The 25,828-nt window shown below is 62.4% G+C and carries 19 protein-coding genes; 5 read left to right on the forward strand and 14 right to left on the reverse strand.

The window, feature by feature from the left end; all coding sequences use genetic code 11:
* Positions 1-371 precede the first annotated feature (371 nt).
* Entirely contained in the window at positions 372-3,737 is a 3,366-nt protein-coding gene (locus FKV68_RS27145) for an adenylate/guanylate cyclase domain-containing protein (RefSeq protein WP_180943611.1), read from the forward strand.
* Positions 3,738-4,398: 661 nt separating this feature from the next.
* Here the strand turns inward: FKV68_RS27145 and FKV68_RS27150 are convergent.
* The 10 genes from FKV68_RS27150 to ligD form a co-directional block, all read right to left on the reverse strand.
* A complete protein-coding gene (locus FKV68_RS27150; RefSeq protein WP_180943612.1) occupies positions 4,399-5,424 on the reverse strand; it encodes an ABC transporter permease in 1,026 nt (341 codons plus the stop codon).
* A 32-nt stretch (positions 5,425-5,456) separates the two neighbouring features.
* Entirely contained in the window at positions 5,457-6,998 is a 1,542-nt protein-coding gene (locus FKV68_RS27155; protein ID WP_180943613.1) for a sugar ABC transporter ATP-binding protein, read from the reverse strand.
* A 146-nt stretch (positions 6,999-7,144) separates the two neighbouring features.
* Positions 7,145-8,074 carry a sugar ABC transporter substrate-binding protein gene (locus FKV68_RS27160; RefSeq protein WP_180943614.1) on the reverse strand — a complete coding sequence of 310 codons (930 nt, stop codon included), beginning with the start codon at positions 8,072-8,074 and terminating at the stop codon, positions 7,145-7,147.
* Between the two features lie 224 nt (positions 8,075-8,298).
* On the reverse strand, positions 8,299-9,111 hold the full coding sequence (locus tag FKV68_RS27165) for a TIM barrel protein (RefSeq protein ID WP_180943615.1): 813 nt from the start codon (positions 9,109-9,111) through the stop codon (positions 8,299-8,301).
* Positions 9,112-9,322: 211 nt separating this feature from the next.
* Positions 9,323-10,210 carry an NAD(P)-dependent oxidoreductase gene (locus FKV68_RS27170; protein WP_180943616.1) on the reverse strand — a complete coding sequence of 296 codons (888 nt, stop codon included), beginning with the start codon at positions 10,208-10,210 and terminating at the stop codon, positions 9,323-9,325.
* 543 nt (positions 10,211-10,753) lie between these two features.
* Positions 10,754-11,527, reverse strand: coding sequence for an exodeoxyribonuclease III (xth, locus tag FKV68_RS27175; protein WP_180943617.1), 774 nt, complete (start codon positions 11,525-11,527; stop codon positions 10,754-10,756).
* 4 nt (positions 11,528-11,531) lie between these two features.
* Positions 11,532-12,173, reverse strand: a complete 642-nt coding sequence (locus FKV68_RS27180; protein WP_180943618.1) for an alpha/beta hydrolase family protein — start codon at positions 12,171-12,173, stop codon at positions 11,532-11,534.
* Between the two features lies 1 nt (position 12,174).
* Complete coding sequence (locus FKV68_RS27185; protein WP_180943619.1) at positions 12,175-13,260, reverse strand: tetratricopeptide repeat protein; 1,086 nt, start codon at positions 13,258-13,260, stop codon at positions 12,175-12,177.
* Positions 13,260-14,132, reverse strand: a complete 873-nt coding sequence (gene ku / locus FKV68_RS27190; protein WP_180943620.1) for a non-homologous end joining protein Ku — start codon at positions 14,130-14,132, stop codon at positions 13,260-13,262. Before ku ends, FKV68_RS27185 begins: the two co-directional genes overlap by 1 nt.
* Positions 14,133-14,158: 26 nt before the next feature.
* Positions 14,159-16,633: a DNA ligase D gene (gene ligD / locus FKV68_RS27195; protein WP_180943621.1), complete on the reverse strand. Its 2,475-nt coding sequence runs from the start codon at positions 16,631-16,633 to the stop codon at positions 14,159-14,161.
* Between the two features lie 94 nt (positions 16,634-16,727).
* On the opposite strand from ligD, the gene FKV68_RS27200 reads away from it, so the two are divergent.
* Entirely contained in the window at positions 16,728-17,303 is a 576-nt protein-coding gene (locus tag FKV68_RS27200; protein ID WP_180943622.1) for a DUF1349 domain-containing protein, read from the forward strand.
* A 78-nt stretch (positions 17,304-17,381) separates the two neighbouring features.
* Here FKV68_RS27200 and FKV68_RS27205 read toward each other — a convergent pair whose 3' ends face one another.
* A complete protein-coding gene (locus tag FKV68_RS27205) occupies positions 17,382-18,398 on the reverse strand; it encodes a LacI family DNA-binding transcriptional regulator (protein ID WP_180943917.1) in 1,017 nt (338 codons plus the stop codon).
* Between the two features lie 221 nt (positions 18,399-18,619).
* Here FKV68_RS27205 and FKV68_RS27210 point away from each other — a divergent pair, with 221 nt between their 5' ends.
* From FKV68_RS27210 to FKV68_RS27220, 3 genes are read left to right on the forward strand one after another with little or no spacing between them, the layout of a single operon-like run.
* On the forward strand, positions 18,620-20,209 hold the full coding sequence (locus tag FKV68_RS27210; RefSeq protein ID WP_180943623.1) for a sugar ABC transporter ATP-binding protein: 1,590 nt from the start codon (positions 18,620-18,622) through the stop codon (positions 20,207-20,209).
* Positions 20,206-21,522, forward strand: a complete 1,317-nt coding sequence (locus FKV68_RS27215) for an ABC transporter permease (protein ID WP_180943624.1) — start codon at positions 20,206-20,208, stop codon at positions 21,520-21,522. Before FKV68_RS27210 ends, FKV68_RS27215 begins: the two co-directional genes overlap by 4 nt.
* Entirely contained in the window at positions 21,519-22,487 is a 969-nt protein-coding gene (locus FKV68_RS27220; RefSeq protein ID WP_180943625.1) for a substrate-binding domain-containing protein, read from the forward strand. Before FKV68_RS27215 ends, FKV68_RS27220 begins: the two co-directional genes overlap by 4 nt.
* A 249-nt stretch (positions 22,488-22,736) precedes the next feature.
* Here the strand turns inward: FKV68_RS27220 and otnK are convergent, their stop codons facing one another.
* From otnK to ltnD, 3 genes are read right to left on the reverse strand one after another with little or no spacing between them, the layout of a single operon-like run.
* The gene (otnK, locus tag FKV68_RS27225; RefSeq protein ID WP_180943626.1) at positions 22,737-24,020 is read right to left on the reverse strand and encodes a 3-oxo-tetronate kinase; all 1,284 of its coding nucleotides are present in this window, start codon (positions 24,018-24,020) and stop codon (positions 22,737-22,739) included.
* Positions 24,021-24,023: 3 nt separating this feature from the next.
* The gene (otnI, locus tag FKV68_RS27230) at positions 24,024-24,800 is read right to left on the reverse strand and encodes a 2-oxo-tetronate isomerase (protein WP_180943627.1); all 777 of its coding nucleotides are present in this window, start codon (positions 24,798-24,800) and stop codon (positions 24,024-24,026) included.
* A gap of 9 nt (positions 24,801-24,809) precedes the next feature.
* On the reverse strand, positions 24,810-25,748 hold the full coding sequence (gene ltnD, locus FKV68_RS27235; RefSeq protein ID WP_180943628.1) for an L-threonate dehydrogenase: 939 nt from the start codon (positions 25,746-25,748) through the stop codon (positions 24,810-24,812).
* Positions 25,749-25,828: the final 80 nt, after the last annotated feature.

Here is a 25,828-nt window from a genome sequence, read left to right on the forward strand (position 1 = left end):
TTGGGGCAGGAGGGCGAGTTGAGCAGCCAACGGTAACTAAATTCTCGGAATAAAGTGCCCAAGGTAACTGAAACGGTCGCGTTTCTTAGAATATAATGTAGTAGATTAGATTAGGGACTGGGCGCTAAGCGGCGGGTATGGCGAGCATTTCCGATGCTTTCAATCCGGGTCCGGGAATTTAGTTTTGCGGCGCAAAACCGTGAAGCCGGACGAGCCCTGAAAAACCGCGGTGGGTGGTCGGCCGCGTGCTGCTCGTGTGATTGAATTGATGAGGACTGAGCGGGCAGCACGTGTAACCTGTATATCCCGGATCTGTGGGAGAGCGCATCAGAACAAGCCGTATTCGACCATGTCAAATGGGATGCTAGGTCATGCCCGACATCGGAGATTGGCTCGCCAGCATTAGGCTTGAGCGACATCGCGAAACCTTCTTGAAGAATGGCATCGATCTCGACGTTGTCGGCGATCTCGCCGATGCCGAGCTAAAGGAGCTCGGTTTGTCCCTTGGTGACCGCAAGCGGTTTCTCAGGGCGGCCGCGACCCTGGCTCAGCAGTCGTCGTCTCCGGCGGCGACACCGCCCCCGCTATCGCCAATCCACAGCGAGGCGGAACGGAGACAGCTTACGGTGATGTTCTGCGATCTCGTTGGATCGACAGAACTCTCCACACGCCTCGACCCAGAAGACCTCCGGCAGTCGATCGTCGCGTACCGTACTTGCGCCACCGAGATTGTCGGACGGTACGACGGCTTCGTTGCCAAATACATGGGCGACGGCGTCCTCGTATACTTCGGCTATCCGCAGGCTCACGAGGAGGATGCCGAGCGGGCCGTGAGGGCCGGCCTCGCGGTCGTCGAGGCTGTCGATCGGCTGGATGCGGCAGGCGAACGCTTGGCTGCTCGGATCGGAATCGCCACTGGTCTGGTCGTGGTGGGCGATATCATTGGGGCCGGTGAGACCGAGGAACGCAGCGTAGTAGGTGAGACGCCGAACCTAGCGGCCCGCCTGCAGGCGCTCGCCGAGCCCGGCACAATCGTCATTGCCGAAGCGACACGCGTTCTGCTGCGGGGCCAGTTCAAGCTCGAGAGCCTTGGGATGCGACCGATCAAGGGGTTTGCTGAGGCGGCTGAGGCCTTTCGGGTACTGAGTGAGGTGCAGAGCGAGGACCGCTTCGAGGCCGGTCACGCGACGGTGCTGCCGTTGGTTGATCGCGATCGGGAACTCGCACTGCTGGTGGATCGCTGGAGTCTGGCAAAGGCCAACAAAGGTCAGGTTGTTCTGCTCGAGGGCGAGGCCGGAATCGGCAAGTCGCGCCTTGCGCTGGCACTTCGCGAGCGCCTCTTTCGGGAACCACATCTGTTACGCCGCTACTTCGCCTCACCCTATCACGTCAACAGCGCGCTTCGTCCGGTAATTACGGAGTTCGAACAGGAAGCGGGATTTGAACGCGATGATTCATCGACCGTCAAGCTCGCCAAGCTCCAGGCACTGCTCGCAAAACAGGGGGATGAAATGATTGAAGCGGTCCCATTGCTGGCAGAGTTTCTCGGAGTCCCAAGCACCGACCGCTGTCCAAGACTGAATCTTGCGCCCCAGCAGCGCAAGAATCTGACCTTTGAAGTGTTGATCGCCCACCTTGCCAGACTGGCTGCGAAGCAGCCGGTGCTCGTTGTACTTGAAGATGCGCACTGGCTGGACGCAAGCAGCCTAGAGCTGTTCAGCTTATTCGTGGAGCGTATCCGACAGCTCTCAGTGCTGCTGGTCATTACCTACAGGCCCGAATTCGTGCCGCCTTGGCGCAGTTACCCGCACGTGACAAAGGTGGTCCTGAATCGTCTCGACCGGATGCAAGCTCAATCGCTGGTCGGCCAGCTGACCGGTGGAAAGGCACTGCCTGTCGGGGTGCTCGAATATGTCCTGGCCAACACTGACGGCGTACCGCTGTACCTTGAGGAGTTGACCAAGACCATGCTCGATTCCGGCCTCCTGGAAGGTGCCGGCGATCAGTTTGGACTGACTGCACATATACCGCCGCTGGCCATCCCGGTAACGCTGCACGACTCCCTTATGGCCCGTCTCGACCGCCTCGGCAGGGCTAAGACTGTGGCCCAGATCGGCGCCTGCATAGGGCGCGAGTTTTCCTATGAGTTGATTGCGGCGTTAGCAGTGCTCGATGAACGAGAGCTGCAGCAGGGGCTCGATCAACTGGTGGGTACTGAGCTCGTTTTTCGGCGCGGAAGGCCACCCAAAGCAATCTACACCTTCAAGCATGCGCTCGTCCGAGATACGGCATATCAGTCCCTCCTCAAGAGCTGTCGCCGGGAGCTCCATCGCCGTATTGCCCGGGTCTTGGAAGAGCAGGCCCCACATGTGGTGATCGCGCAGCCGGAGCTCTTGGCGTATCATCTGACGGAGGCCGGACAGTGGCCGCAAGCGGTCGTGTTCTGGCACCGTGCCGCCGGGCACGCCAGTGAGCGGGCGGCGAATGCCGAGGCTGCCGGCCATTTGGCCAAGGGCCTCGATTTGCTCGCTCAGATGCCCGAGAACCCGGAGCGCCTCGAGCTTGAGCTGACATTGTTGACTACCCTAGGACAAGTGCTTACCGCCGCGAAGGGCTATGGCCACCCGGAGGTCGAGCACGCCTACAAGCGTGCCCTCAGCCTGGCTGAGGGGGTTCAAGAAACGCCCAGGTTGTTCCCGGTGCTTCTTGGCCTCACCATACATCATGCAGTGCGATCTGAGCTTTCCGCGGCGCGGGGCCTTGGCGAACGGCTTCTGAAGTTGGCGCAGCAAATCTCCGATCCCGTGCTCGTGGTGGAAGCGTCCTACGCGTTGGGCATTACCTGCTCCTGGCTAGGCGAATTCGCCTCGGCATGGCAGCACTTCGAACACGGGATCAACCAGTACGACGTTGCCCAGCACCGGGCGCATCTGGCACTTTATGGACAGGATGGCGGGCCGATCTGCCTGTGCCGCGGCGGTATGGCGCTGTGGTATCTCGGCCACGAAGGCCGGGCGCTGGAACTGATGGACGAGGCGCTCGCCATGACTGCGAAGCTCGGACATTCGTTCAGCCGCGCCTACGTATTGACATGGGCGGCAATTCTCCACGTACATCGACGGGATGTCGCGAAGGCGCAAGAGGCGGCGGAGTTGGCGTCAGCGTTCGCGGCCGAACACGAATTTCCATTCTGGCACACCCAAGGGGTTTTCCTGCAGGGGTGGGGGCTGGTCGAACGGGATCAGGTCACGGCAGGCATCGAGCGGTTGCGAGAAGGGCTGGCTGGCATGCGGGCGATCGGGTCAGGAATGACCGAGCCTTGGGCGATGGGCTTGCTCGCCGAAGCGTATGGCAAGGCCGACCGGTTTGTTGACGGCCACACCTTGATTGATGAGGCGCTTACCATTGTCTCGCGCACTCACAACTGCTGGTGTGAGGCGGAGTTACATCGGCTGAAAGGCGAGCTCATATCATCGCACTCGGAGCGCGACCCAGCCGCAGTCGAGGCGTGCTTCCGCCGTGCCCTTCACGTCGCCCGCGTGCAGGATGCCAAGATGTGGGAACTGCGCTCGGCGGTGAGTTTGGCCCGGTTTTGGCGAGCACAGGGTCTAAGAGCTCAGGCTTGCAAGCTGCTCGCGCCGCTCGTCGGCTGTTTCTCGAACGGCCACGGGACGCTCGATCTTCAGCACGCCCAAGCCGTCCTTGAGGGCTGCGGCGGCAGTAAGTTGAGCACCTGAGCACCGGCTCCGCTGCAACGACTTTTGTCGCAACTCTTCCGACTCGTACGATGTTTCCCAATCCGACATTGCGATGCCGCAGAACAGGGAGTGACTGCAATCGTCCGAACTTCGGCTTCCCAGAGCGGACGCTTGGGCACCAGCACGAGGTTGCACCGCGACGCCCATCAGCCGATGGCCGCGTGCCGATTGCTGCTTATCAAGCATGCCCTCAGCGGCGCTGGACGCCCTTTGGCGCCGAGGTGCAATCGACGGCCGCCCGCCACGTGGCGTTGACGCCACCTTTGGTCAGGGCAGTTCAGAAGGGAATACGGGCATTACGCGTCAGCGGCCGCGGGGGCCGAAGAGGGAAGCTGTTTCGCGGGTCTGAACCCGAAGCATCGCGTTCCAAAGCTGGAGAACGAAACGCGGCTGGAACTGGCTCGCAAGCTTGCGCTGCGACAACATGATAAATCTCCGATGGTTTTAGCTTGGACCGTATTAGTGTATCGGCGGCGCCTTGGCTAGATCGAAGGCTACGGGGCTGCCGTGCAAGGCAAGCATATGTCGACGGACGAACAAATTGCTTGATCTTGGTAATACAGGCAAAGAAAGGCCCGAGCGGCTTGCGCCATTCCGGCCAGTCATTTCCCTTGGGAGGACTAGTCTTCTTCTCTGAAGCTTAGGTTTTCTTTCTGCCCTTCTGGCGATAGACGTCGACGACGACAGCGGCGACGATGATCACGCCCTTGACGATCTCCTGGTAGTAGGCATCGACCCTCAGGAACGTGAAGCCGGAAGTCATGACGCCGAGGATCACCGTGCCGATGACGGTCCCGGTGACGCGACCCACGCCGCCGGTCAGCGACGTGCCGCCGATGACGGTCGCTGCAATGGCGTCGAGTTCATACATGACGCCCATTCCGGCCTGCGCTGTCTGGGCGCGTGCTGCGGTGACAACACCTGCAAGGCCTGCCAGCATGCCGGCGATTGCATAGACCTTGATCAGATGCGCCTCGACATTGATGCCGGAAACGCGCGCAGCCTGCACGTTGGCGCCGATCGCATAGGTGAACTTGCCGTAGCGGGTGTAGCGCAGCGCGATGTGGAAGATCAGTGCAACGACGAGGAAGACGATGACCGGCCAGATGCCCGTGCCGATGAAGTTGAACTGATCGGTGAGACCGGAGACCGGCTGGCCCTTGGTGTACCACTTGGAGACGCCACGCGCCGAAACCATCATGCCGAGCGTGGCGATGAAGGGGGGTATTTTGGTCTTGGCGATGAGCTGTCCGTTGATGTAGCCGGCGACAAGGCCGATGCCGACGCCAAGGCCAATCGGCACGATGGCCGGAAGGTCGGTGAGCGATGGATAAAGCGCGCGTGGCCAGGTGGAGGCCTGTGCGACGCTCGCCGAGATCATCGCCGTCATGCCGACCACCGATCCCGAAGAAAGGTCGATGCCGCCGGTGATGATCACCTGCGTCACGCCGACGGCGATGATGCCGATCACCGAGACCTGCAAAATCATGATCGTCAGCCGCTGGGAATTCATTAGGAAGCTTTGGCCGACGAAGATCCAGCCGAGAACTTCGTAGACGAGAGCTATCCCGAGCAGCACCAGAAAGATGTTGAATTCGGGCGGCATACGCCGCCTTGACCCGACAAGGGTCGTGCTCGTGCCATGTGCGGCGACATTGGTGTCCATTTTTTGTCCTCCCTGCGGTCGGCATCGCGCGCTCAACGCGCGGCAAGTTCCATGACCTTGATCTGGGTCGCTTCGGCTCGGTCGAGGAAGCCGGTGACGCGGCCCTCATGCATCACCATGATCCGGTCGCTCATGCCGAGTACCTCGGGCATTTCCGACGAGATCATGATGACGGCGACGCCGTTGCGCGCGAGTTCGGTGACAAGACGGTGAATTTCCGCCTTGGCGCCGACGTCGATGCCGCGTGTCGGCTCATCAAGGATGAGAATGCGTGGATTGGTCAGAAGCCAGCGGCCGATCAGCACCTTCTGCTGGTTGCCTCCCGACAGGTTTTCGATGCGTTCCTGCAGGTTCGGCGTCTTGACGCGCAGCTTGCGGCTCATCTCTTCGCAAGCCGCGGCGATCGCCCTCTCGCTGACGAAGCCGCGCTTGACGAACTTGTCCTGCAGCACCGCGATCTGCATGTTCTCGAGGATGTCGAGGATGAGCAGGCATCCGGTGTCCTTGCGGTCCTCCGTCAGGAACGCCATGCGATGGCGGATCGCCGTGTTGGGGTTGTCGATCACGACAGCCTTGCCGTCGATGGCGATCATGCCCGAACTCGCCGGTGTGACGCCGAAGAGCGTCTCGGCGACATTCGAGCGGCCGGAACCGACGAGCCCGGCGACTCCAAGGATTTCACCGGCGCGCACATCGAAGGAAACCTCGCGGAACACTTCGTCAAGGGTGAGGTTCTTGACCGACAGCACGACGTCGCCGATCGGCACCTCCTCCTTCGGGAACATCTGGGTGATCTCACGGCCGACCATCATGCGGATGATGTCGTCGCGGGTGACGTTACTGGAGGCATGCGTGCCGATATATTTGCCGTCGCGGAACACCGAGAATTCGTCGGCGATCTCGAACAGCTCGTTCATCTTGTGGGTGATGTAGACGATGCCGATGCCCTGCGAGCGCAGGTCGCGGATGATCTCGAAGAGGTGCGCGACCTCGCGCTCGGTCAGCGCCGATGTCGGCTCGTCCATGATCAGGACGTCGGATTCGTAGGAAACCGCCTTGGCGATTTCGACCATCTGACGGTTGGCGACGGAGAGGTGACGGACTTCGATTTCCGGGTCGAGATTGATCTTCAGCCGCTCGAACAGCTTGGCGGTCATGCGGCGCATTTCGCCGTGATCGACGAGGCCGAACCGGTTCTTCGGTTCGCGGCGGATCCAGATGTTTTCGGCGACAGTCATGAACGGCATCAGGTTCAGTTCCTGATGGATCATGGCGATGCCGTTTTCGAGCGCGTCGAGCGGCGATTTCAGGCGGATGTCGACGCCCTTGAGCTTCACTTCGCCCTGGTCCGGCTGGTAGATGCCGGCGAGTATCTTCATCAGGGTGGATTTGCCGGCGCCGTTCTCGCCCATCAACGCATGCACGGTGCCGCGCTTCAGCTTGAACTCGACGTCATCGAGCGCCACGACGCCCGGAAATTCCTTGCGGACGCCTTCCGCAGAAAGAAGATATTCGGCATTCGGTACGGCGCCACTCGCACGCACGGCTGCCATGGTTGTGGGACTGAGCGTCATTCTCATAGCCTCCCGGTTTCCGGCTCCGGCGGAAAAGTCCCGCGGCGGGCGCATGCGCCTTCTTATTGAGCCCAACCTTCAGGGCTTTGTGCAGGGACCTGATTTCAGGAGGGAGCGCGGCTCTTGCCGCGCTCCCAAGCGAACGATCAGTTCTTCGCCTGATATTTGTCCAGGTTTTCCTTCGTCACGAGTTCGAAGGGGATGTAGACCTTCTTTTCGACCGGCTCGCCCTTGGCGAGCTTGAGTGCAGCGTCGACCGAACCCTGGCCCTGGCCGGCGGCATTCTGGAATACCGTCACGTCGAGGTCGCCGGCAGCCATGGCGGCGAGCGCATCCTGGGTGGCATCGACGCCGCCGATGACGACCGAGTCCATCGAACGGCCGGCAGCCTTCAGCGCCTGGATGGCACCGATCGCCATTTCGTCGTTGTTCGAAATGACGGCGTCGAACTCGACCCCGGCGGAGAGCCAGTTGGTTACGAGGTCGGCGCCCTGGGTGCGCGACCAGTTGGCCGTCTGCTCTTCGACGATCTCGATGCCTTTGCACTGTTCGGTGGCAAGCACGTCATGCACATCCTTCGTGCGCATGCGGGCAGCCTGGTTGGAAAGCTCGCCCATCATGACGACGGCCTTGCCTTTGCCGCCGAGGATCTTGCAGATCTCCTGGGTTTCCAGCGTGCCGGACTCCTGCTCGTTCGAAGCGACGAAGGCCTGCTTGTCCGGCAGCGTGTCGACGTTGACCGGCTCGCGGTTGACATAGACCAGCGCGACACCGGCGTCGGCGGCGATCTTCGACATGGCCGCGGTCGCGTCTGTGTCGACCGGGTTGACGATGATCGCATCGACACCGGCGGCGATGAAGTTCTGGATCTGGCTCTGCTGCTTTGCGACGTCGTTCTGAGCGTCTTCGATCTGCAGTTCGACGCCGTTGAGCGTCTTGGCATAGTCGGACATGCCGTTGCGCAGAACCGTCAGGAAGTTGTCGTCGAACAGCGCCATCGACACACCGATGGTCTCGGCATGTGCAGCCGTCGACATCATGACGGCCATGGCGGCCCCCAGCACAAATTTCTTCATTTCTCTCTCCTCCACATTCGGTGCCCGGCGACACCTTCTCCAGCCGGAAGCACGACCTTTTCGCAGGTCGAACCCATCCCGAACCGAAAGCCGCACTCCCGCTGCTCTTTCGGTCAAAACGGAATAAACGAACCAGTAAATTGCAATTACGGAATATGTATTCCATTTTATCCGGGCGCCGTCAAGCCTGCTAGCGGCGCCCGAGCCGTTTTCGGTGAAAGTGATCAGGCCTTGGCTTGCAGATAAGCCATGCTTTCCTGAAGCGCCGTTGCTGGATCGGCAAGCTCGTGTACCGAAGGCGCGAAGGGCTCGAAGGAAAACGGGCCCTTGTATCCCTGACCGGTGAGGCGGCGGATTTGCCCGGCATTGTCCAGCCGGTCCTCCTGATCGACGAGGACGCGATGCGGATCGCGCATGTCGGCGACCGTGACCGCCTTGTCGCTAACGCCAGAAATATGCGCGAGCCCCGTCAGCTCCGGGAAAAGGGCCTCTTCGCCGGCAAGATGATGGTGGAAGGTGTCGTGGACGAGACGGAATGTCGTTTCGCCGCCGACCTCGCGGATAGCCTCCACGGCCTCTGTCTTGGAACGCAGCGAGCAGATCTCGAAGCCGAGCGGCTCGACGAGTCCGGCAACACCCGCCGTCTCCAGCAATGGCTTCAAGGCTTTCAGCGCGATTCTCAGGTTTGCCTGGCGTTCACCGTCCTTCTGGCCGCTGCCATCATTGACCGGCACCAGCACCAGTGCCTTGGCTCCGCAATCGCGCGCATAGGAGGTCAGCGCGCGGGCTTCCGCCTCGCGTTCGTCGTTCCATTCGTTGAAGCGTTGCAGCGCGTTGATCGAGATGATCGTCAGTCCGTGCTTTTCAGCAAGCGCCTTCACCGCATCCGGGCGGGTGCCGTCAAGGATCGCGTTGCGGGAAAGATCGTTGCGAATCTCGACCGCGGATATGCCAAGCGACTTGGCGAGCGCGAAGAATGCATCAAGCGGCAGGCCGGGCGTAGCCATGTGATTGAGGGCGAAGGGAAGGGTGGTCATGGCAGGTGTATCCTCCAGGAATGTTTGGAATGGCTTTCGCCTGATCGGAACATTTGTTCCATTTCAGACCTGTTGCCACATTCATCACTCGGGAGGCGTCAGTCAAAGCGATAGGCGGGGAGCCGTCTTGCATTTCTGCAAGATTGCATTTTGCCAATGATGGAATCCTGTCATCCTGTCGTCGTCACTTGGCCGAGGCGATCATCGGCGTTTACTTGATCCCGTTCACCTCGGCGATGAAATCGGACAGCATCGGCACATAGTCTTCGCCGTGGCCGGTGCCGACGGCTTGCGCGAAGGAGTTGCGGACGGCCGCGCCGATGGGGTTGGCGGCGCCGGACGCGTTGGCGAAGGCCGCGAGATAGCTCATGTCCTTGAAGGCGTTGCGGATGGCGAACTTGTGCGCATTCGGGTCTCGCTCGAGCACCCAGCGGAAGAAGGTCTGGTAGAACGGGCAATCCATTCGCCCGCCACGGATGACGCTGTCGAAGACCTGCGGGGTGAGGCCGGCCTTCCGCCCAAGCATCAAGGCCTCGGAATAGAGCGCGGCATAACCCATCGCCAGGAAGTTGTTGAGAAGCTTCATCGTGTGGCCGGTGCCGGTCGGCCCGGTATGGACGATGCGGCCGGCGAAGCATTCGAGCACCGGCCAGACGCGGCGGACATCATCGTCAGCGCCGCCGACCATGACATCGAGCGTGCCGGCGGCGGCATCGGCCGGCGTGCGGCTGAGCGGCGCGTCGAGGAGCGTGATGCCTTTTCCGGCCAGGTCCTCGGCGAGTTTCAGGGTGACGGAGGGATCGGAGGTCGAGCAGTCGACGATGGTGAGCGGCTTGCCGGCCGCCGCAATGCCGTCCGCGCCCTCCACGACCGACAGCACCTCCGGGGAGCCGGTGATGCACAGGACGATGATGTCGCATCGTTCTGCCATCTCGCGCGGCGTTTTGACTTCCTTCGCGCCCTCGGCGAGCAGCGCCTCGACCGGCGCCCGGTTGCGATGCGCCATCACGGCGAGCGGCCAACCTTTTCTCACGATATTTGTCGCCATGCCCTGACCCATCAGCCCGAGCCCGATGAAACCCACACTCGCCTTCGTCATTGGTTGCCTCCTGCCTTGCACATATCAAGTCATTATCCTGCACGATCGAGCCGGCTTCTCCAAATCTCCGGTCTCGTTCCGGCTGTCACTTCGCGCGCGATGCGACGTCCGGAGATCGAGGTGTCGGGGATCGCTGTGAGGCATTCGCGCGCCACCATCAACGTTAAACAAACGGATCCTCCTCGTGCACGCCTCGGTCGCGGACGAAATGATCAACGCGCGATGGCCTTCGTCTTAAGTTCTGTTCTGCAAGGTTGAGCACTGCTGGGGATGGGGGATGGCTGGTGATTTCTGAATACGACGATCTGGACGCTCTCGAGCTGGCACGTCATGTCCGTCCCGCTCTGCTGGGCAGAGAACGGATTGCCGATCGGCATTCATTTAGTGGGGCGTTTCGGGGATGAGGAGACATTGTTCCGGCTGGCAGGTCAGCTCGAGCTGGCCAGACCATGGGCCGGCCGCAAACGCCGATCTGCTCCCACCGATAGCTGGCTTGGCGTGGTGCCGCGTCGTGCGAGAGCCGCAGGCACCGAAGGTTCACTGTTAGTCGCGCAAACTGATCCACACCGGTGCGTGGTCGCTCGCGCCTTCGACGCCGCGCACGTCTCGGTCGATACCCGCAGCACTCAGTCGGCGTGTGAGCTTCCGGCTCAGGAGAACATGGTCGAGACGCAGCCCCGCATTGCGCTGCCAGCGGTTCCGGCGGTAGTCCCAGAAGGTGAAGAGCTGCTCCTCCGGATGAATTGTGCGCAGCGCGTCCAGCCAGCCCTGGTCGAGAAGGTGCCGGAAGGCGGCGCGGCTTTCGGGTTGGACGAGGGCGTTGTCGTCATAGGAGCGGGTCGGATAGATGTCGCGCGGCTCGGGGACCACGTTGTAGTCGCCGGCGAGCACCACCGGCAGTCCGGTCTCCAACAGTTCAGCCGCATGCAGTCTAAGGCGTTCATGCCAAGCCAGTTTGTAGTCGAACTTCGGTCCGGGTTGCGGGTTGCCGTTCGGGGCATAGAGCGAGGTGATGAGAACGCCATTCACCGCCGCTTCGATGTATCGGCTTTGCGTGTCGGACGCATCGCCGGGCAACTCGGCCCGGGTCAGGATCGGCTCGCTGTCGCGCGCCAGGATCGCAACGCCGTTCCACGCCGCCTGTCCGCGCCAGACGGCGCCATAGCCGGCCGCCTCGATCGCCTCCCTCGGGAATTGGGCGTCGGTGGCCTTGAGTTCCTGCAGACAGACGACGTCAGGTTCGGCCGTTGCGAGCCAGGCAAGCAGGTTTTCGAGCCGCCGGTTAATGCCATTGATGTTGAAGGTTGCGATCTTCATGCTCTCAGCGGACCAGCCGGCCGGTCCAGGCGCAAACCGTCTCGGCCACCGTCTTCAGATGGTCGGCGGCCGAAAAGCCCGACACGCTCTTGCGCGGTTTAAGGTCGTGATCGCCGTCCTCGAGCCACAAGATTTCGACCGCGCCGGAGAGCGTGTAGCCGGCAACTTCCTCGCGGGTGCCGAACTCGTCGCGTGTCCCTTGGCAGATCAACGTCGGCGTCTTCAATTCGGCGAGGTGTTTCGTACGAAGCTGCTCCGGCTTGGCGGGTGGATGAAATGGGTAGCCGAGACAGAGCAGCCCGGTGATTTTTCCGCCCGGGTGAAGGTCGTCGGCGATCATGCTGGCGACCCGGCCTCCCATCGACTTGCCGCCGATGACGAGCGGGCCGGTCGCGCCCAGCGCGGCGACGGCGGTCTCGTATTCGGGCTTCAGGGTCTCGGCGCGGGGCGGGGGCTTGCGGCCTTCGGAGGTCCGACGCGCCGCCATATAACCGAACTCAAAGCGCGCGACGCGAAAGCCGGCGTCGGCAAGGGCCTTTGCAGCCGCGGTCATTGACGCCGAGTCCATCGGTGCGCCGGCGCCGTGCGCGAGGAGAATGGTGACGGGGGCATCGTCCGGTCCGTCGAACAGAAATTTCTCGCCCATCTCAGCCGGCCGTCCGTGGAAGGAGGTGGAGATCGACGAACTGCACGCCGCGTTCGGCAGCCCGTGCCCACTCCGAATCCTCGTCGAGCTCGAGATAGCGCCTCCACCAGCGTCGCGCCTCGGCGAGATTTTCAGCGTCGAATTCGAGTTTCGCAAGGTTGAAGACAGCGTCCGCATAATCGCCGTCGAGTTCGATAGCTTTCGCGAGGTATCTGCGCGCGGCATCGAGCCGCCCGCGTTCGCTCATCAATCCGGCGAGGTTGAACCAGGCCTCGACGAAGCTCGGGTCGAGCTTGAGGGCGCGTATATAATCATGCGCCGCTTCCACCTGCCGGCTTGCTGCCTTCAGGCAGTTCGCGCGGTTGAACGCGGCGACGGAGTCCGTCGGGTCTATGGCGAGGCAGCGTTGGTAGAATGCCGCCGCTTCCTCGTAGAAGCCGTCCTCCTCCGCGGCTTCCGCATGGACGAAAAGCTCTTCAAGCTCCGCATCAGTGGAGGCTCCAAGGTCGAACAGCAATTGCCCGTCGAGTTCGCTGAGGCCCTCGGCGAGGCGGGCGTAGATCGTGTCCGTCCCTTGGTGATGGAGCGAGAGCGCGGTGAGCGACGCCACGGATCCCGACCGGTGAACCGATCGCGCTATCGCACTCCAGGTGGCCCCGCTGTCGATCAGGCCGGCATACTTCCGGGCAAGGATCAGGTCCCGGAAGGAATAGGGTTCGCTGTCATGCTCGAAGGCGTCGAACAGCGAAAGAAGATCGAAGGTGCGAGCCGCAAGCCGCGACTGATCGAGCAGCGACTGCCGCGTCAAGGCCGATGCTTTCGGCGCCGTCATCAGTCCCAGCAGCCGAAGAAAGCCGTTCTCGCTGAGAGGGCGTCTGTTCTGGCGTAGCTCCGCGTCGAACCGTGTTTCGATTTCCGCCTCGTTCGCCCGTGAAAGCAGGCTGCGGCCGAAGACGAGATGCGAGGTCTGGCGCGTGATGCCGCGCCTCAGATGGCCGAGCTGACGCTCGACCTCGCGCGCCGCCAATCGGCGGGGAAACGCGGCAAGTGCGCCGACGATGCCGAATGTCTGCCCTGCGACCGCCATCAGACTTTTTTCTTGGCCGCCGGCTTGCCGCTGGTGGTTGCCGCCTTCGCGGTGCGTTTGGCCGCCGGCTCGGCCTTGGGCTTGCTCTTGGCCGGTGGCTTCGATTGCGAGAGGCTCGCCTTCAAAGCGTCCATGAGATTGATGACGTTGCCGCGCTCGGGCGCGGCCGCGATGATCGGCTTGTGGCCCTTGAGCTTCTCGCGGATCATCTGCATCAGCGCGATCTCGTAGCGATCCTCGTAGTTCTTGGGATCGAAGGTTGTCAGTTTCTGCTCGATCAGCGCTTCAGCCAGTTGCAGCATTTCGGGATCCGGGTTTCCGACCGGAATGTTGCCGAAATACTCCGCGGTGCCGCGCACTTCGTTCGGGTTCCTGAGCGTGCAGACGAACATGCCGCTCTCGCGCGGACCGATTGTGATCACCCGCTCTCGGCTGGAGAGCACGAGGCGCGCGATCGCAAGCTTGCCGGTCTTGCGCAGCGCCTCGCGCAGCACGATGAAGGTTTCCTCCGCCATTGCGCCGTCCGGTGCGAGATAATAGGGCGCATCCTGGTAGATGACGTCCACCGATCCTTCATCGACGAAGGCTTCGATGTTCATCGTGTGGTTGGATTCGATCTTGACGCTCTCGAGATCGGCGTCCTCGATAATGATGTATTTCTTGTCCTCGTACTCGTAGCCCTTCACCAGATCGGACCGTTCCACCAGCCCCAGTTCCGGGTCCACCGGCTTCATGTTGATCCGGTTGTGGGTGTCCTTGTGAAGCTGGTTGAAGCTGATGCGCTCGCTTGAACTGGTGGCTGGGTAGAGCCTGACGGGACAACTTACGAGACTAAGTCTGAGATAACCTTTCCAACTTGCCCTGGGCGCCATGATCGTCTCCTGCGCGGTAACACGAACTACTTCCCCGCCTCGGACAACAGCGGCAGATCCCTGGCGAAAGCATCTATTTCCGCCCATGGATCGCCGGACGTGACCAGGAGGCCAGGCAGCGAAGAATAGTTCAAATCCTCCGGAGCGTCGATAGATTCAAGATCGCTCCAGCTTACCGGGGTGGAAGCCGGCAGATTTGTCCTGGCGCGAAGCGAGTAGGGGGCTGCCGCCGTGTGGCCGCGTGCGTTGCGATGGAAGTCAATGAAAATCCGCTTTACGCGCTTGTCCTTGCCCATCGTCGTCGTAAAGACCTCCGGCGCGGTTGCGGCCAGGCGTGTGGCAATCGTGCCTGTCGCCTGATGCACCTTTTTCCAGTTGTGCTTCGGCGCGATCGGCACGACGACGTGTACGCCCTTGCCACCCGATGTCTTGACGAAGGGAACAAGACCGAGTGCCTCGAGTTCGCCGCGTATGTGGATCGCGGCCTCTACCACCTCGCGCCAGGTGATGCCTTCGCCGGGGTCGAGGTCGAAGACGACGCGGTCGGCCTTTTCAAGCTGCTTGCTAACGGTCCCCCAGGTGTGAAATTCGACAACGCCAAACTGCGCGAGCGCGAGGTATCCCTTGGCGTCTCCCACCGAAAGATAGGATTTCGTCTCGCCTTCCGAGTTGGTTGATTGAAAGGTTTCCACCGAATTAGGCATGCCGGTGAAAGGATGGCGCTGGAAAAAGCAATCCTGCGGCTTTCCGGTCGGGCAGCGTACCAGCGAGACCGGGCGGTTGAGAATATGCGGCAGCATGAAATCGCCGACGAGCGCGTAGTAGACCGCGATGTCGAGTTTGGTCGGCCCGGACTTCCCGAACAGGCGACGCGTGGGATTGGTGATCGAGATGCTGGCGAGATCGGCGTCCGAAATCAGCCGCTTTCGCTGCGGCGCGGCGGGCGTCGACAGTTCGATTTCGCGAAGCCCCTTGAATACGGCATGGCGGAGCACATTGTCGGCCGTGCGGTTGCCATAGTGGATATGCGCCCACAACACGGGCCGGACCCAGACGATCTCCTTTGGCGCACCGTCGAGCTTTGCCGCACCGGCGCGAAGGGGCTCCAGCCGCGCGAGTAATTCTTGCGCCGTCTGCGCGTCGAAGCCGGTTCCAACCTTGCCGCGATACTGCAGTTCGCCCTCGACCCATTCACCGAGAGCAAGCGCCGCAAGTCCCTCCGCCGCCTCGGAGGTGGTGTATCCGGCGATCACGAAGTCGTCCGGCTGCAGCGCCTTGGTCTTGGTCCAGGTTTTCGACCGGCCGCTCTGGTAGGACGCCGAGGCCCGCTTGGAGACGATGCCCTCAAGCCCCATTTCCGACGCCCGGTCGTAAAGCGCTCGCCCGTCGCCAGGGACATGGTCGCTGACCTGGATGGCTGAGCGCGTCGATACATGTGCGAACAGCAATTGCGCCAGCAGCGCCTTGCGCTTTTCGAGCGGAACGGCGAGGAGGTTCCAGCCATCGAGATGCAGAAGATCGAAGGCATAGAACACAAGCTTGTTGCCTGCGCCACTCGAAAGTGCCTCCTGCAACAGCGCGAAGCGGCTGATTCCTTGATCGTCGGGGACGATGATTTCGCCGTCGATAATGGCCTCGCGACATGGCAGCCGGCGAAAGGCTTCCGGCAGGTCGCCGTAACGCTTCGTCCAGTCGAGGCCGCCACGGGTGATGAGACGCACGTCGCCGTCCGAGATGTGCGCCATTGTTCGGTAGCCGTCGAACTTGATCTCATGCAGCCAGTCGTCGCGCTCGGTGGCGCCACCCGGCGGCCTGTCAGCAGGCGTCGCAAGCTGCGGTTCGATGCGCGCGGGCGCAGCGCCCTTCACGGCGCCCGGTAGTGCGCCCGGATTGAGCTTAACCGGCTTGACCGGCCTGGCCGGCGGTTTCGGCTTCTCCACCAGTTCTTCGATCAGCCGCCCGGATTTGACGCTTTCGGGGCGCGCGGTGAGAATGTCGATGGTCGCGTCGGCGGCGAGGTCGTGTTCCTTGAACAGGAGCCAGTTTCGCTGGTCTTCCTCGCCGGGCTTGGGTTTCAACCGCGCCAGCATCCAGCCGCCGTTGAGCTTTTCGCCGGCAAGGCGGAACTTGAAGGCGCCGGTGCGCAGGCTCTTCTCGATGTCGTCCATCGGCGCCCACACGCCCGTGTCCCAGACGATCATCGGGCCGCCGCCATACTCGTCCTCGGGGATGACACCCTCGAAGTCGATATATTCCAACGGGTGATCCTCGGTCTCGACCGCGAGCCGCTTGTCCGCCGGATTGAGCGATGGCCCCTTCGGGACGGCCCAGCTCTTGAGCACGTCTCCCAGCTGCAGCCTCAGGTCGTAGTGGTCGGCGGTCGCGTGGTGTTTGTGAACGACAAAGCGGTTGCCGCTCTCGCCGGCAAGGCTGCCGGGCGGCTCCGACGTTTTCGAAAAGTCCCTTTTCTTGCGATAGACCTGTAGCTTCGACGTCGCCATGCTCCATACGCTATGGCTTATAGGGCAAACCCGCAATATGACGTTGACGTCGACGCGGAAGAGCCGCGCAACCTCAAGGGAGGCGAAGGCAAAAATGGGAGAAAACCATCGCTGGTTGAATGTACCGGCAAGCTGGCACGGCAGCGAACAGGCGCTGTCGCTCAAGACGGACGGCAATACGGATTTCTGGCGTGAGACCTTCTATGGGTTCGTTCGCGACAGCGGCCACGCCTATCTCCAACCGGTTTCCGGCGATTTCACCGCATCCGCCACGGTAATGGGCGCCTACGAGCAACTCTACGACCAGGCCGGGCTGATGTTGCGGCTCGACGAGGAGAACTGGATCAAGTGCGGCATCGAATATACTGACGGGCTGATGCATTTCAGCGTCGTCGTCACGCGCGGCGTTTCGGACTGGTCGGTGATCCCTCTTCACGACGCGACGCCTTCCGACGCGGTCGAGGTGCGGCTGACGCGCCATGGCGACGCGGTCCGGGTGCAGTTCCGCTTTGGCGACGCACTCTGGCAGATGGCGCGGCTTTGCCCGTTTTCAGCGGCAGATGCGGAGATCGGCGTCATGGCCTGCTCTCCGGAACGCGCAGGCTTCGAGGCGAGTTTTCGCGATTTCACGGTCGGCCCGCCGATTGCTCGTGCGCTGCATGAGGATTGATGGCGTCAACGCGAATGCACTTCATGTGTCAGATTATTGGGCATGCGGTGGTGCTTGAAACCGCTGCGCCTTTGGGCGTTACGCGATCGCTCTCGGCGTCAGGCTGACCGGTCGGCAGGATTCGCGGATCATCAGGCGGCCCTGCAGCACGAGCCGGCGCGGTGTTTCCGAGCTCTTGCCCGAAAGACGGTCGAGGATGAGTTGTGCCGCCTGCTCACCGATCGCCTGAACGGGCTGGGCGATCGTCGTCAGATGCGGTTGGAAAACGTCGGCCCAGGGGAAATCGTCGAAGCTCGCGACGGAAACGTCTTCCGGGCACTTGAGACCGATGTCGCGGATCGCCTTCATCACGCCGATGACCATCAGGTTGTTGGCGGAGAAGATCGCGGTCGGTCTCTCGGCGCTCGTGAGCAGTTGCATCGTCGCCGTGTAGGCATCCTTTTCGCGGAAGTTGCCGATCCGCACGAGATCCTCCTCGTACGGCAGCTTGGCCGCTTCCAATGCGGCCTCGTAGCCGGCCAGGCGCTCTCGTCCCGTCGACGTCTCGAGCGAGCCCGAAATATAGCCGATGCGGCGATGACCGAGGCCGAGCATATAGGCGGTTGCGTCCCGGACGGCGCGGCGGTTGTCGAGCACGACGGCGTCTGTGTCGATCCCGTCGCAGAGCCGGTCGATCAGCACGGTTGGAAGATTGGCCCCGGCCAGGATGCGCTTCAGGGTTTCGTCGTCTCCCGCCGGCGCTATGATCAGGCCGTCCACGCTGCGATCGATCAAGAGCTCGATCTGTTCGTCCTGCATTTCGACGTCCTCGTCGTTGCAGCAGAGCATCACCGCGTAGCCGGCGCGATGGAGGACATCTTGGATCACCGCGACGACGTCGGTGAAGAACGGGTTGGTGATGTCGGCGACCATCAGTCCGATGGTGCGCGTTGTACCCAGCTTGAGACTGCGGGCGATCGCATTGCGCTTGTAGCCGATGACCTGGATCGCCTCTTCGATGCGGGCGCGCAGTTCGGGGCTGACGGGAGCGGACCCGTTGATCACTGCGGAAACCGTCGCCACCGAGACGCTCGCGGCCTTCGCGACGTCGAGCATCGTGGGTGCGGTGGATTTTCGTGAACGACGGCGCTGCATCTTTAGATCAAAACGTTTAGAAATACGGCTGGGAGAACCTTATGTGAGCCGGAGAATTTGTGCAATAGGTCCGATCCGATTGAATTTTTAGCCGCTTGACACGCTCGAAACGTTTAGAATAGGCTGCAGGAAACATGTGAAAATGGTCGTCAGATATCGGTGGTGGGGAGGCCGCCAATGTCATGCGCGATGATAATGCGATCTCGCCTCATTCTGATCCGCACGGCGATGCCCGGCGCGTCGTTCTGACCGCCGAAGGCGTTTCCAAATCCTTCGGGGGCGTTGCTGCGCTCAAGGATGTGCGCTTCGATCTGCGCGCCGGCGAGATCCATGCTCTCATGGGCGAAAACGGCGCCGGCAAATCGACGCTTATGAAGATCCTTTCCGGCGTCTATCCCGATTATGACGGTCTCGTGCGTGTCGATGGCGCGCCGGTACGCTTCTCGACAGTCAGGGACGCCGAAGCGGCCGGGATCGCCATCATCCATCAGGAGTTGAACCTCGTTCCGGAGCTCCGCGTCGCCGACAATATCTTTCTCGGCCGCGAGCGCGTGATCGCCGGCCTCTTCGTTGACCGCAAGGCAAGCCTCGACGCGTCGCGCGTGCTGCTGCGGCGTCTTGGCATCGAACTCGATCCCGAGGCGCGCGTCGGACAGCTTAGAGTAGGCGAGCAGCAGCTTGTCGAGATTGCCAAGGCTCTCTCGCTTGAGGCGCGGATTCTCATCATGGACGAGCCGACCTCGGCGCTGTCGCCCGGCGAGTGCCAGCGGCTTTTCAAGATCATGCGGCAGCTCGCTGCCGATGGCGTCGGCATCATCTATATTTCCCATCGCATCGACGAAGTGATGCATCTGAGTGACCGCATCACCGTCTTTCGCGATGGCCGCCATGTCTGGACCCGGCCGAGGGCCGACCTCGATGAAGACACGGTCATCGCCGCCATGGTCGGGCGCAGCCTGCTTGAGGCGGAGCGTGTCGACCGGTCGACGCACGGCGATCCGGTGTTGTCCGTGCGTGGCCTTTCGCTTTCGACATATAGCCGGCACGGCTGGCGCGATGTGCTGAAGGGTGTGAACTTCGATGTGCGCGCGGGCGAAGTCCTCGGCATCGGCGGGCTGCTCGGTGCCGGGCGCACCGAGATCCTGGAAACGATCTTCGGTTCGAGCGAAGGTCGGCGCGGCGGCGAGATCCGCCTCGATGGCTTACCGGTCGACATCCGTTCCCCGCTCGATGCCCGCCGCCTCGGTATTGCGCTGGTCACGGAAGACCGGAAAACCCAAGGGCTGCATCTCCACGACTCGATTACGGACAACGTGGCTCTGCCGCTGGTGGGTCGGCTGGCGCGTTTCGGTTTGCGCTCGTTCGATGCGGAAAGTTCGCTGAGCAGGAAGGCCGTCCAGACTCTCGGCGTGCGCTGCGGCAGCATCGACCAGATCGCCGGGACGCTTTCGGGCGGCAATCAGCAGAAGGTGGTGATCGGCAAGTGGCTTGCTACCGGGCCGCGCGTGCTTCTGCTCGATGAGCCGACACGCGGCATCGACGTCGGCGCGAAGCGCGAGATCTACGACCTCATCTTCGCGCTCGCGGGGGAGGGGCTGGCAATCGTGGTCGTGAGCTCCGAATTGCCGGAGCTCCTGCACCTTGCAGATCGTATCCTGGTGATGGCGGAAGGCCGCCAGACGGGACTTATCTCCCGGGAAGAGGCGAATGAGGAGCGCCTCATGCAGCTCGCCGCCCCACGGAGCGGTGCGCTTGGAAGGGCCGTTGCATGACATTCTTGAGACTTTTATCCCAGACGAAACTCTATTGGGGCCTGATCGCCATCTTCCTGATTGGCGTTCTCTCCTCGCCGGTGACCTCGTCTGGCAGAAACATCTTTCTTTCTTCCGGCAACCTTCTCGACGTTTTGCGGCAAGTTTCGACGACGGGTCTTGTTGCCACCGGCATGACGGCCGTCATTCTCACCGGCGGAATAGATCTTTCCGTCGGTTCGCTGATGGCGATCTGCAGCGTCGTTTGCGCCATGCTGCTGACAGTGCCCGGCGAAACGCCTGCCGTTTTTCTGGGGATGCCGGCTGTCGGACTGGCGTCGCTTCTTGTCGGTGCGGTCGTCGTTCGCTTCATTTTCGTCAATATCGAAAAGACGCGAAGCGGCATCGCCAATATCAGGGACGTGCAACTCGACCGGATGCGCGGCACGCTGCTGCCCGCAGTTGGCGGTGTCATTTTGTGCGCCCTCGTCTTGAGCTTCCTGCTGCCGCAGGTGCAGACGAAGTTCGGCGTGCTGGGCGTCCTTCTGGTTGCGCCCGCCGTGGGCTTGCTCTTCGGTGCGATCAACGGCGCGATCATCGTTGTCGGCAGGCTGCAGCCGTTCATCGTCACGCTCGCGATGATGGTGACGGCACTTGGCATCGCCCGGCTGACGGCCGGCCAGAACAATGCGGTCCTTCCCGTCTATACCGGCAGCAACGCCACCGCGGATTTCGACGTGCTTCGCCAGCTCGTCTTCGGCATCGTACCGATGCCGGGCATCTTCTTCATCGCCGCGATCATCCTTTACAGCGTCGTTCTGCGCTTCACGCCCTTCGGCCGCTACGTCTACGCCATCGGGGGCAACGAGGAGGCGGCGCGGCTCTCCGGCATCAATGCTGGACGGGTGAAGATCGTCACCTACGCGATCTCCGGGCTGCTCGCCGGCATCGCCGCGGTTCTCTACGTGGCACAATACCGGCAAGGCAAGCCGGATGCCGGCGCGGGACTGGAGCTCGACGCGATCGCGGCCGTGGTGATCGGCGGCACGAGCCTCATGGGTGGGCGCGGAAGTCTCGCCGGCACGTTCTGCGGCGTTCTGATCTTCGGTCTGCTCTCCAACATCCTGCAGCTCCACAACATCAATTCTAATCTTCAGCTGGTGCTGAAGGGCGTGATCATCATCGGCACTGTGCTCGTCCAGGAGCGCAACGCCTACGATGTGCTCGCCCATTTGCGGCTGACAAGCCGCCGCCCGGCGCAACGGGAAACGGCCGCGGAGGAGCGGTCGTCAAGAGAGACCTTGTCTCTAACTATGGGAGGAAAGGAAGAATGAAACGTCGTGACATCATGAGACTGGCGGCCTTTGCGGCCGTCCTGGCGGCCACCACCGCCCTCTTGCCGGGCAAGGATGCGATGGCCCAGGACAAGAAATGGCGCATCGGCTTCAGCCAGGCGACCACCATCGAGCCATGGCGCGCGCAGTTCAACAAGGACATCATCGCCGAAGCCGCGAAACATCCGGAAGTCGAACTCATCGTCACGGATGGCGAGGACAAGACGGAGAAACAGGTCGCCGACGTCGAGAACCTGATCCGCCAGGAAGTCAATGCGCTGCTCATTTCGCCAAAGGAATCGGCCGGCCTGACCGGCGTCGTCCAGCAGGCGATCGACGCGAAGATCCCCGTCTTCGTCCTCGACCGCAACGTCGAGACCGACCAATACACCCAGTTCGTCGGCGGCGACAACAAGCTGATCGGCCGGGCGGCGGGCGAATATGCGGTCGAGCTTCTTGGCGGCAAAGGCAAGGCTCAGGGCAATGTCGTCGAGATCTGGGGCGGCATGGGCACGCAGCCGGCGCACGACCGGCACGATGGCTTCCACGAATTTACCGACAAGGAACCGGGCATCAAGCAACTGCTCGACCAGCAGTCGGGCGACTGGAAGCAGGACCAGGCCTATAACATCATGGCGACGGCGCTCCGCAACAATGAGAAGATCGATCTCGTCTATGGCCACAACGATCCGATGGCCTACGGTGCATATCTCGCGGCGAAGGACGCCGGCCGTGAGAAGGATATCAAGTTCATCGGCATCGATGCCCTGCCGGGTGAAGGCGTGACCTGGGTCAACAACGGTGAACTCACCGCGACCTTCCTCTATGCCACACCCGGTGCCGAGGGACTCCGTCAGGCGCTCAAGTTCCTGAATGGGGAAAAGGTCGAGAAGACCGTGACGCTCGACACGATGAAGGTGACTAAGGAGAACGCCGGCCAGATCATGAAGGACAACGGCCTGTAATTCCTTCGTGCCCGTGCGCGCTCAATCTCCCCTCTTGTGGGGGAGGTGCCCGGCAGGACAGAGGGGCGCCCGGACAAACTCGGAGCCGGAACGATCCAATCAGCCGGGGTTGTCGTGCCAGTTCTTGCTGCCCAAAAGCGTGAAGCGCTTTTGGGCACTTCGAATGGCTGCATGTCTTCGTCCTTCAATCGGAGAGAAGCATGCGCCAGCGGGCGGCGGGGGTGGACGAGGGGGCACCCGCCGCCCCTTTTAGCGCATCATCGCCAGCGCCGTGGCGAAGAAGTCGTCGCCTCCGAAATTGCCGGATTTGAGCGTCACAAGCATCTCGCCCTGTGAATTGCCGATCGTCCGGAGCATTGGCACGCCGGGCGCGATCTCCGGGCCGATCAGGAACGCCGGAATTCCCAGCATGTCGACGGTCGCGCCGGAGGTTTCCCCGCCGGCGACGACGAGACGCCGCACGCCTCTTGCCACCAACTCGGCGGCGATCGCCGAGGTAGCGGCCTCGATGGCGCGCCCGGATATTTCGCGTCCATAGCGCGACTGCAGGTCGGAAACGGCCTCGGGCGTGGTGCTGGCGGCAATGACGATCGGCCCTGCTTCCATTCGCTCCCCTGCCCAGGAAAGTGCGGCTGAGATTTCGTCCGAGGCGGCGGTGAGCAATCTTTCGGGATCGAGCCTCAGGACCGGCATTGCCTGTTCGGCGATGGCAATCTGGCGAAGAGTGGCGCTGGAGCAGCTGCCGGCGATGACGGCCGCATGCCCGCCGACGGGACGGATGGCGTCGGCCGTGGTATTGACCGTCGACGGCACACGGCCGGAACGCACGAGTGCGCGTGCGAGGCCAAGACCGAGACCGGAGGCGCCGATCGATACCGGTGTCCGAAGCGCGACCTCGCCGAGTGTCTCCAGATCGCTTTCGAAGACCGCATCGGCTATCGCCGCGCCGGCGCCCTCGGCACGCAGCGCATCGAGCCGCGCCTTCACGGCATCGGGTCCGCCCGCCACGGCTGGCAGGTCGATGAGGCCGATCGCGCCCCGCGACTGGCTGGCCATGACCCGCACCAGATTGGCGTCGTGCATGGGATTGAGCGGATGATCCTTGAGCGGGCTTTCGTCGAGCGGCTGGCCGTTGACGAAAAGGTGGCCGAGATAAACGGTGCGTCCGGTTTCCGGAAAGGCTGGGGTGACGAGCACCGTGCCGCCGCCCGCGGCCTCCGCAAGCGCCTCCGTCACCGGGCCGATATTGCCCTGGTCGGTCGAATCGAAGGTCGAGCAGATCTTGTAAAGCACATGCATCGCTCCGCGCCCGCGCAGCCAGCGTTCGGCCGTGCCCGCGGCGGCCACGGCTTCCTGCGCGGCGACCGAGCGGATCTTCAGCGAAACCACCACCGCGTCGACATCGGGCAACGGCAGCGACGGATCAGGAATGCCGACCGTCTGCACCGTGCGGAGCCCGTTCTTTGTCAGCGTATTGGCGAGGTCGGAGGCGCCGGTGTAGTCGTCAGCAATCGATCCGAGCAGGATGGTCATCGCTCAACTCCGGGCAAAAGGCTTGTACCAGTCGAGGCCGTCGAGCGTCCGGCCACGCGGGATATATTCGCAACCGACGAAACCATCATATCCGAGGCGGTCGATTTCCTCGAAGAGATATCGATAGTTCAGCTCTTCGCTATCGGGTTCATGGCGGGAAGGGACGCTCGCGATCTGGATGTGGCCGATCATCGGCAACAGGCGACGCAGCGCCATGACGATGTCGCCGTGCAGGATCTGGCGGTGATAGATGTCGAATTGAAGCTTGAGGTTCGCCAGGTCCAGTTCGGCGACAAGGCGCTCGGCCGCACCGAAGTCGTTGAGGAAGTAGCCCGGCATGTTTCGTCCGTTGATCGGCTCGATGAGCAGGTCGATGCCGCTCTCCGCCAGACGTTCGGCCGCGTAAGCGATGGACCGCCGATAGGAGGATGCGGCCTCTTCGTCGTCGCGATCGGCGAGACCCGCCATCAGGTGCAGCCTTTTTACGCCTGTCGCGGCCGCATAGTCGAGCGCCCGTTCCACGCTCGACCTCAGCTCGTCGAAACGGCCGGGGAGCGCCGCGATGCCGCGTTCACCGGCTCCCCAGTCGCCTGGTGGCAGATTGAACAGCGCCTGCTTGAGGTCGTTGCGGGCAAGCCGTTCGGCAATGACGTCCGGCGCGACTTCATAGGGAAACAGATATTCGACGGCGGCGAATCCGGCGTCCGCCGCCGCGTCGAAGCGGTCGAGGAACGACCACTCGTTGAACATCGTCGTCAGGTTGGCGGCGAAGGCCGGCATTGTCGCGTCCTATTCTTTCTTCGAGTTGGTGCCAGGTAGCGTTGCGCCGGAAAGCTGGGCATAGAGCCGGGCAAGCGAGGAATCGTCGTCGCGGCCCATGCCGGCGCCCGCGGCGGCGAGATACATCTGCAGCGCCGCTGCCGCGAGCGGCACGGGATAGCGCTCGGACCGGGCCATGTCCTGGACGATGCCGAGATCCTTGACGAAGATCTCGATGGCGCTGCGCGGCGTGTAATCGCCGGCAAGCACATGCGGCACCCGGTTTTCAAACATCCAGGAACTGCCGGCCGAAGCAGTGATCACCTCGTAGACCTTTCCGAGCTCGAGCCCCTGCTTGGCGGCAAAGCTTATCGCTTCGCAGGCGGCCGCTATGTGGACACCGGCCAGAAGCTGGTTGATCATCTTGAAGGCCGCGCCGGTTCCCGCCGTATCGCCGAGTTCGTAGATCTTGGCGGCCATTGCATCGAGAGCCGGGCGGGCGCCTTCGAACGCCGCCTTCGAACCGGACGCCATGATCGTCAGTTCGCCGCTGGCGGCTTTCGCTGCACCCCCGGAAATCGGTGCGTCGAGGTAGTGGAAACCGAGGACCTCTGCCCGCTGCGACAGATCTCTAGCGACGGCGGGATCCATCGTCGCCGAGGAGACGAACACCGCGCCGGGTTTGATCACGCCAGCGATGCCGTCTGGGCCGAACAGTATCCCTTCAGTCTGTGCGCCATTCACGACGACGGAGACGATGATGTCTGCTCCGCGCGCCGCGTCGGCGGCCGTAGCTGCACCTCGTCCACCTTCTTCAACGAAACGGCCGACCGCTGCGGGTGCGATGTCGTAGCCGACGACGTCGAGACCTGCGCGTTTCATCGACCGCGCCATGCCGAACCCCATCGAGCCGAGGCCGATCACAGCGGCGAGGACAGTACCGCCTGCATTTTCCAACTGAGACGACATGCGACATGCTCCAATCGAGGGAGGAAGCGATGATAGTCCTGTGCCTGTTTCGGCGTCTGCAGTTCTTTCTAGTGGGTTTT

Source organism: Sinorhizobium mexicanum (genome assembly GCF_013488225.1).
Taxonomy (GTDB): Bacteria; Pseudomonadota; Alphaproteobacteria; order Rhizobiales; family Rhizobiaceae; genus Sinorhizobium; species Sinorhizobium mexicanum.

Coding starts and splice junctions, on each gene's coding strand:
- FKV68_RS27170 (WP_180943616.1), bottom strand. CDS start 10,210: ATGACGAAGGCGAGTGTGGGTTTCATCGGGCTCGGGCTGATGGGTCAG.
- otnK (WP_180943626.1), bottom strand. CDS start 24,020: ATGACCATCCTGCTCGGATCGATTGCTGACGACTACACCGGCGCCTCC.
- ku (WP_180943620.1), bottom strand. CDS start 14,132: ATGGCGCCCAGGGCAAGTTGGAAAGGTTATCTCAGACTTAGTCTCGTA.
- FKV68_RS27180 (WP_180943618.1), bottom strand. CDS start 12,173: ATGGGCGAGAAATTTCTGTTCGACGGACCGGACGATGCCCCCGTCACC.
- FKV68_RS27160 (WP_180943614.1), bottom strand. CDS start 8,074: ATGAAGAAATTTGTGCTGGGGGCCGCCATGGCCGTCATGATGTCGACG.
- FKV68_RS27215 (WP_180943624.1), top strand. CDS start 20,206: ATGACATTCTTGAGACTTTTATCCCAGACGAAACTCTATTGGGGCCTG.
- FKV68_RS27155 (WP_180943613.1), bottom strand. CDS start 6,998: ATGACGCTCAGTCCCACAACCATGGCAGCCGTGCGTGCGAGTGGCGCC.
- FKV68_RS27220 (WP_180943625.1), top strand. CDS start 21,519: ATGAAACGTCGTGACATCATGAGACTGGCGGCCTTTGCGGCCGTCCTG.
- xth (WP_180943617.1), bottom strand. CDS start 11,527: ATGAAGATCGCAACCTTCAACATCAATGGCATTAACCGGCGGCTCGAA.
- FKV68_RS27210 (WP_180943623.1), top strand. CDS start 18,620: ATGCGCGATGATAATGCGATCTCGCCTCATTCTGATCCGCACGGCGAT.
- ligD (WP_180943621.1), bottom strand. CDS start 16,633: ATGGCGACGTCGAAGCTACAGGTCTATCGCAAGAAAAGGGACTTTTCG.
- FKV68_RS27150 (WP_180943612.1), bottom strand. CDS start 5,424: ATGGACACCAATGTCGCCGCACATGGCACGAGCACGACCCTTGTCGGG.
- FKV68_RS27185 (WP_180943619.1), bottom strand. CDS start 13,260: ATGGCGGTCGCAGGGCAGACATTCGGCATCGTCGGCGCACTTGCCGCG.
- FKV68_RS27165 (WP_180943615.1), bottom strand. CDS start 9,111: ATGACCACCCTTCCCTTCGCCCTCAATCACATGGCTACGCCCGGCCTG.
- ltnD (WP_180943628.1), bottom strand. CDS start 25,748: ATGTCGTCTCAGTTGGAAAATGCAGGCGGTACTGTCCTCGCCGCTGTG.
- FKV68_RS27205 (WP_180943917.1), bottom strand. CDS start 18,398: ATGCTCGACGTCGCGAAGGCCGCGAGCGTCTCGGTGGCGACGGTTTCC.
- otnI (WP_180943627.1), bottom strand. CDS start 24,800: ATGCCGGCCTTCGCCGCCAACCTGACGACGATGTTCAACGAGTGGTCG.
- FKV68_RS27145 (WP_180943611.1), top strand. CDS start 372: ATGCCCGACATCGGAGATTGGCTCGCCAGCATTAGGCTTGAGCGACAT.
- FKV68_RS27200 (WP_180943622.1), top strand. CDS start 16,728: ATGGGAGAAAACCATCGCTGGTTGAATGTACCGGCAAGCTGGCACGGC.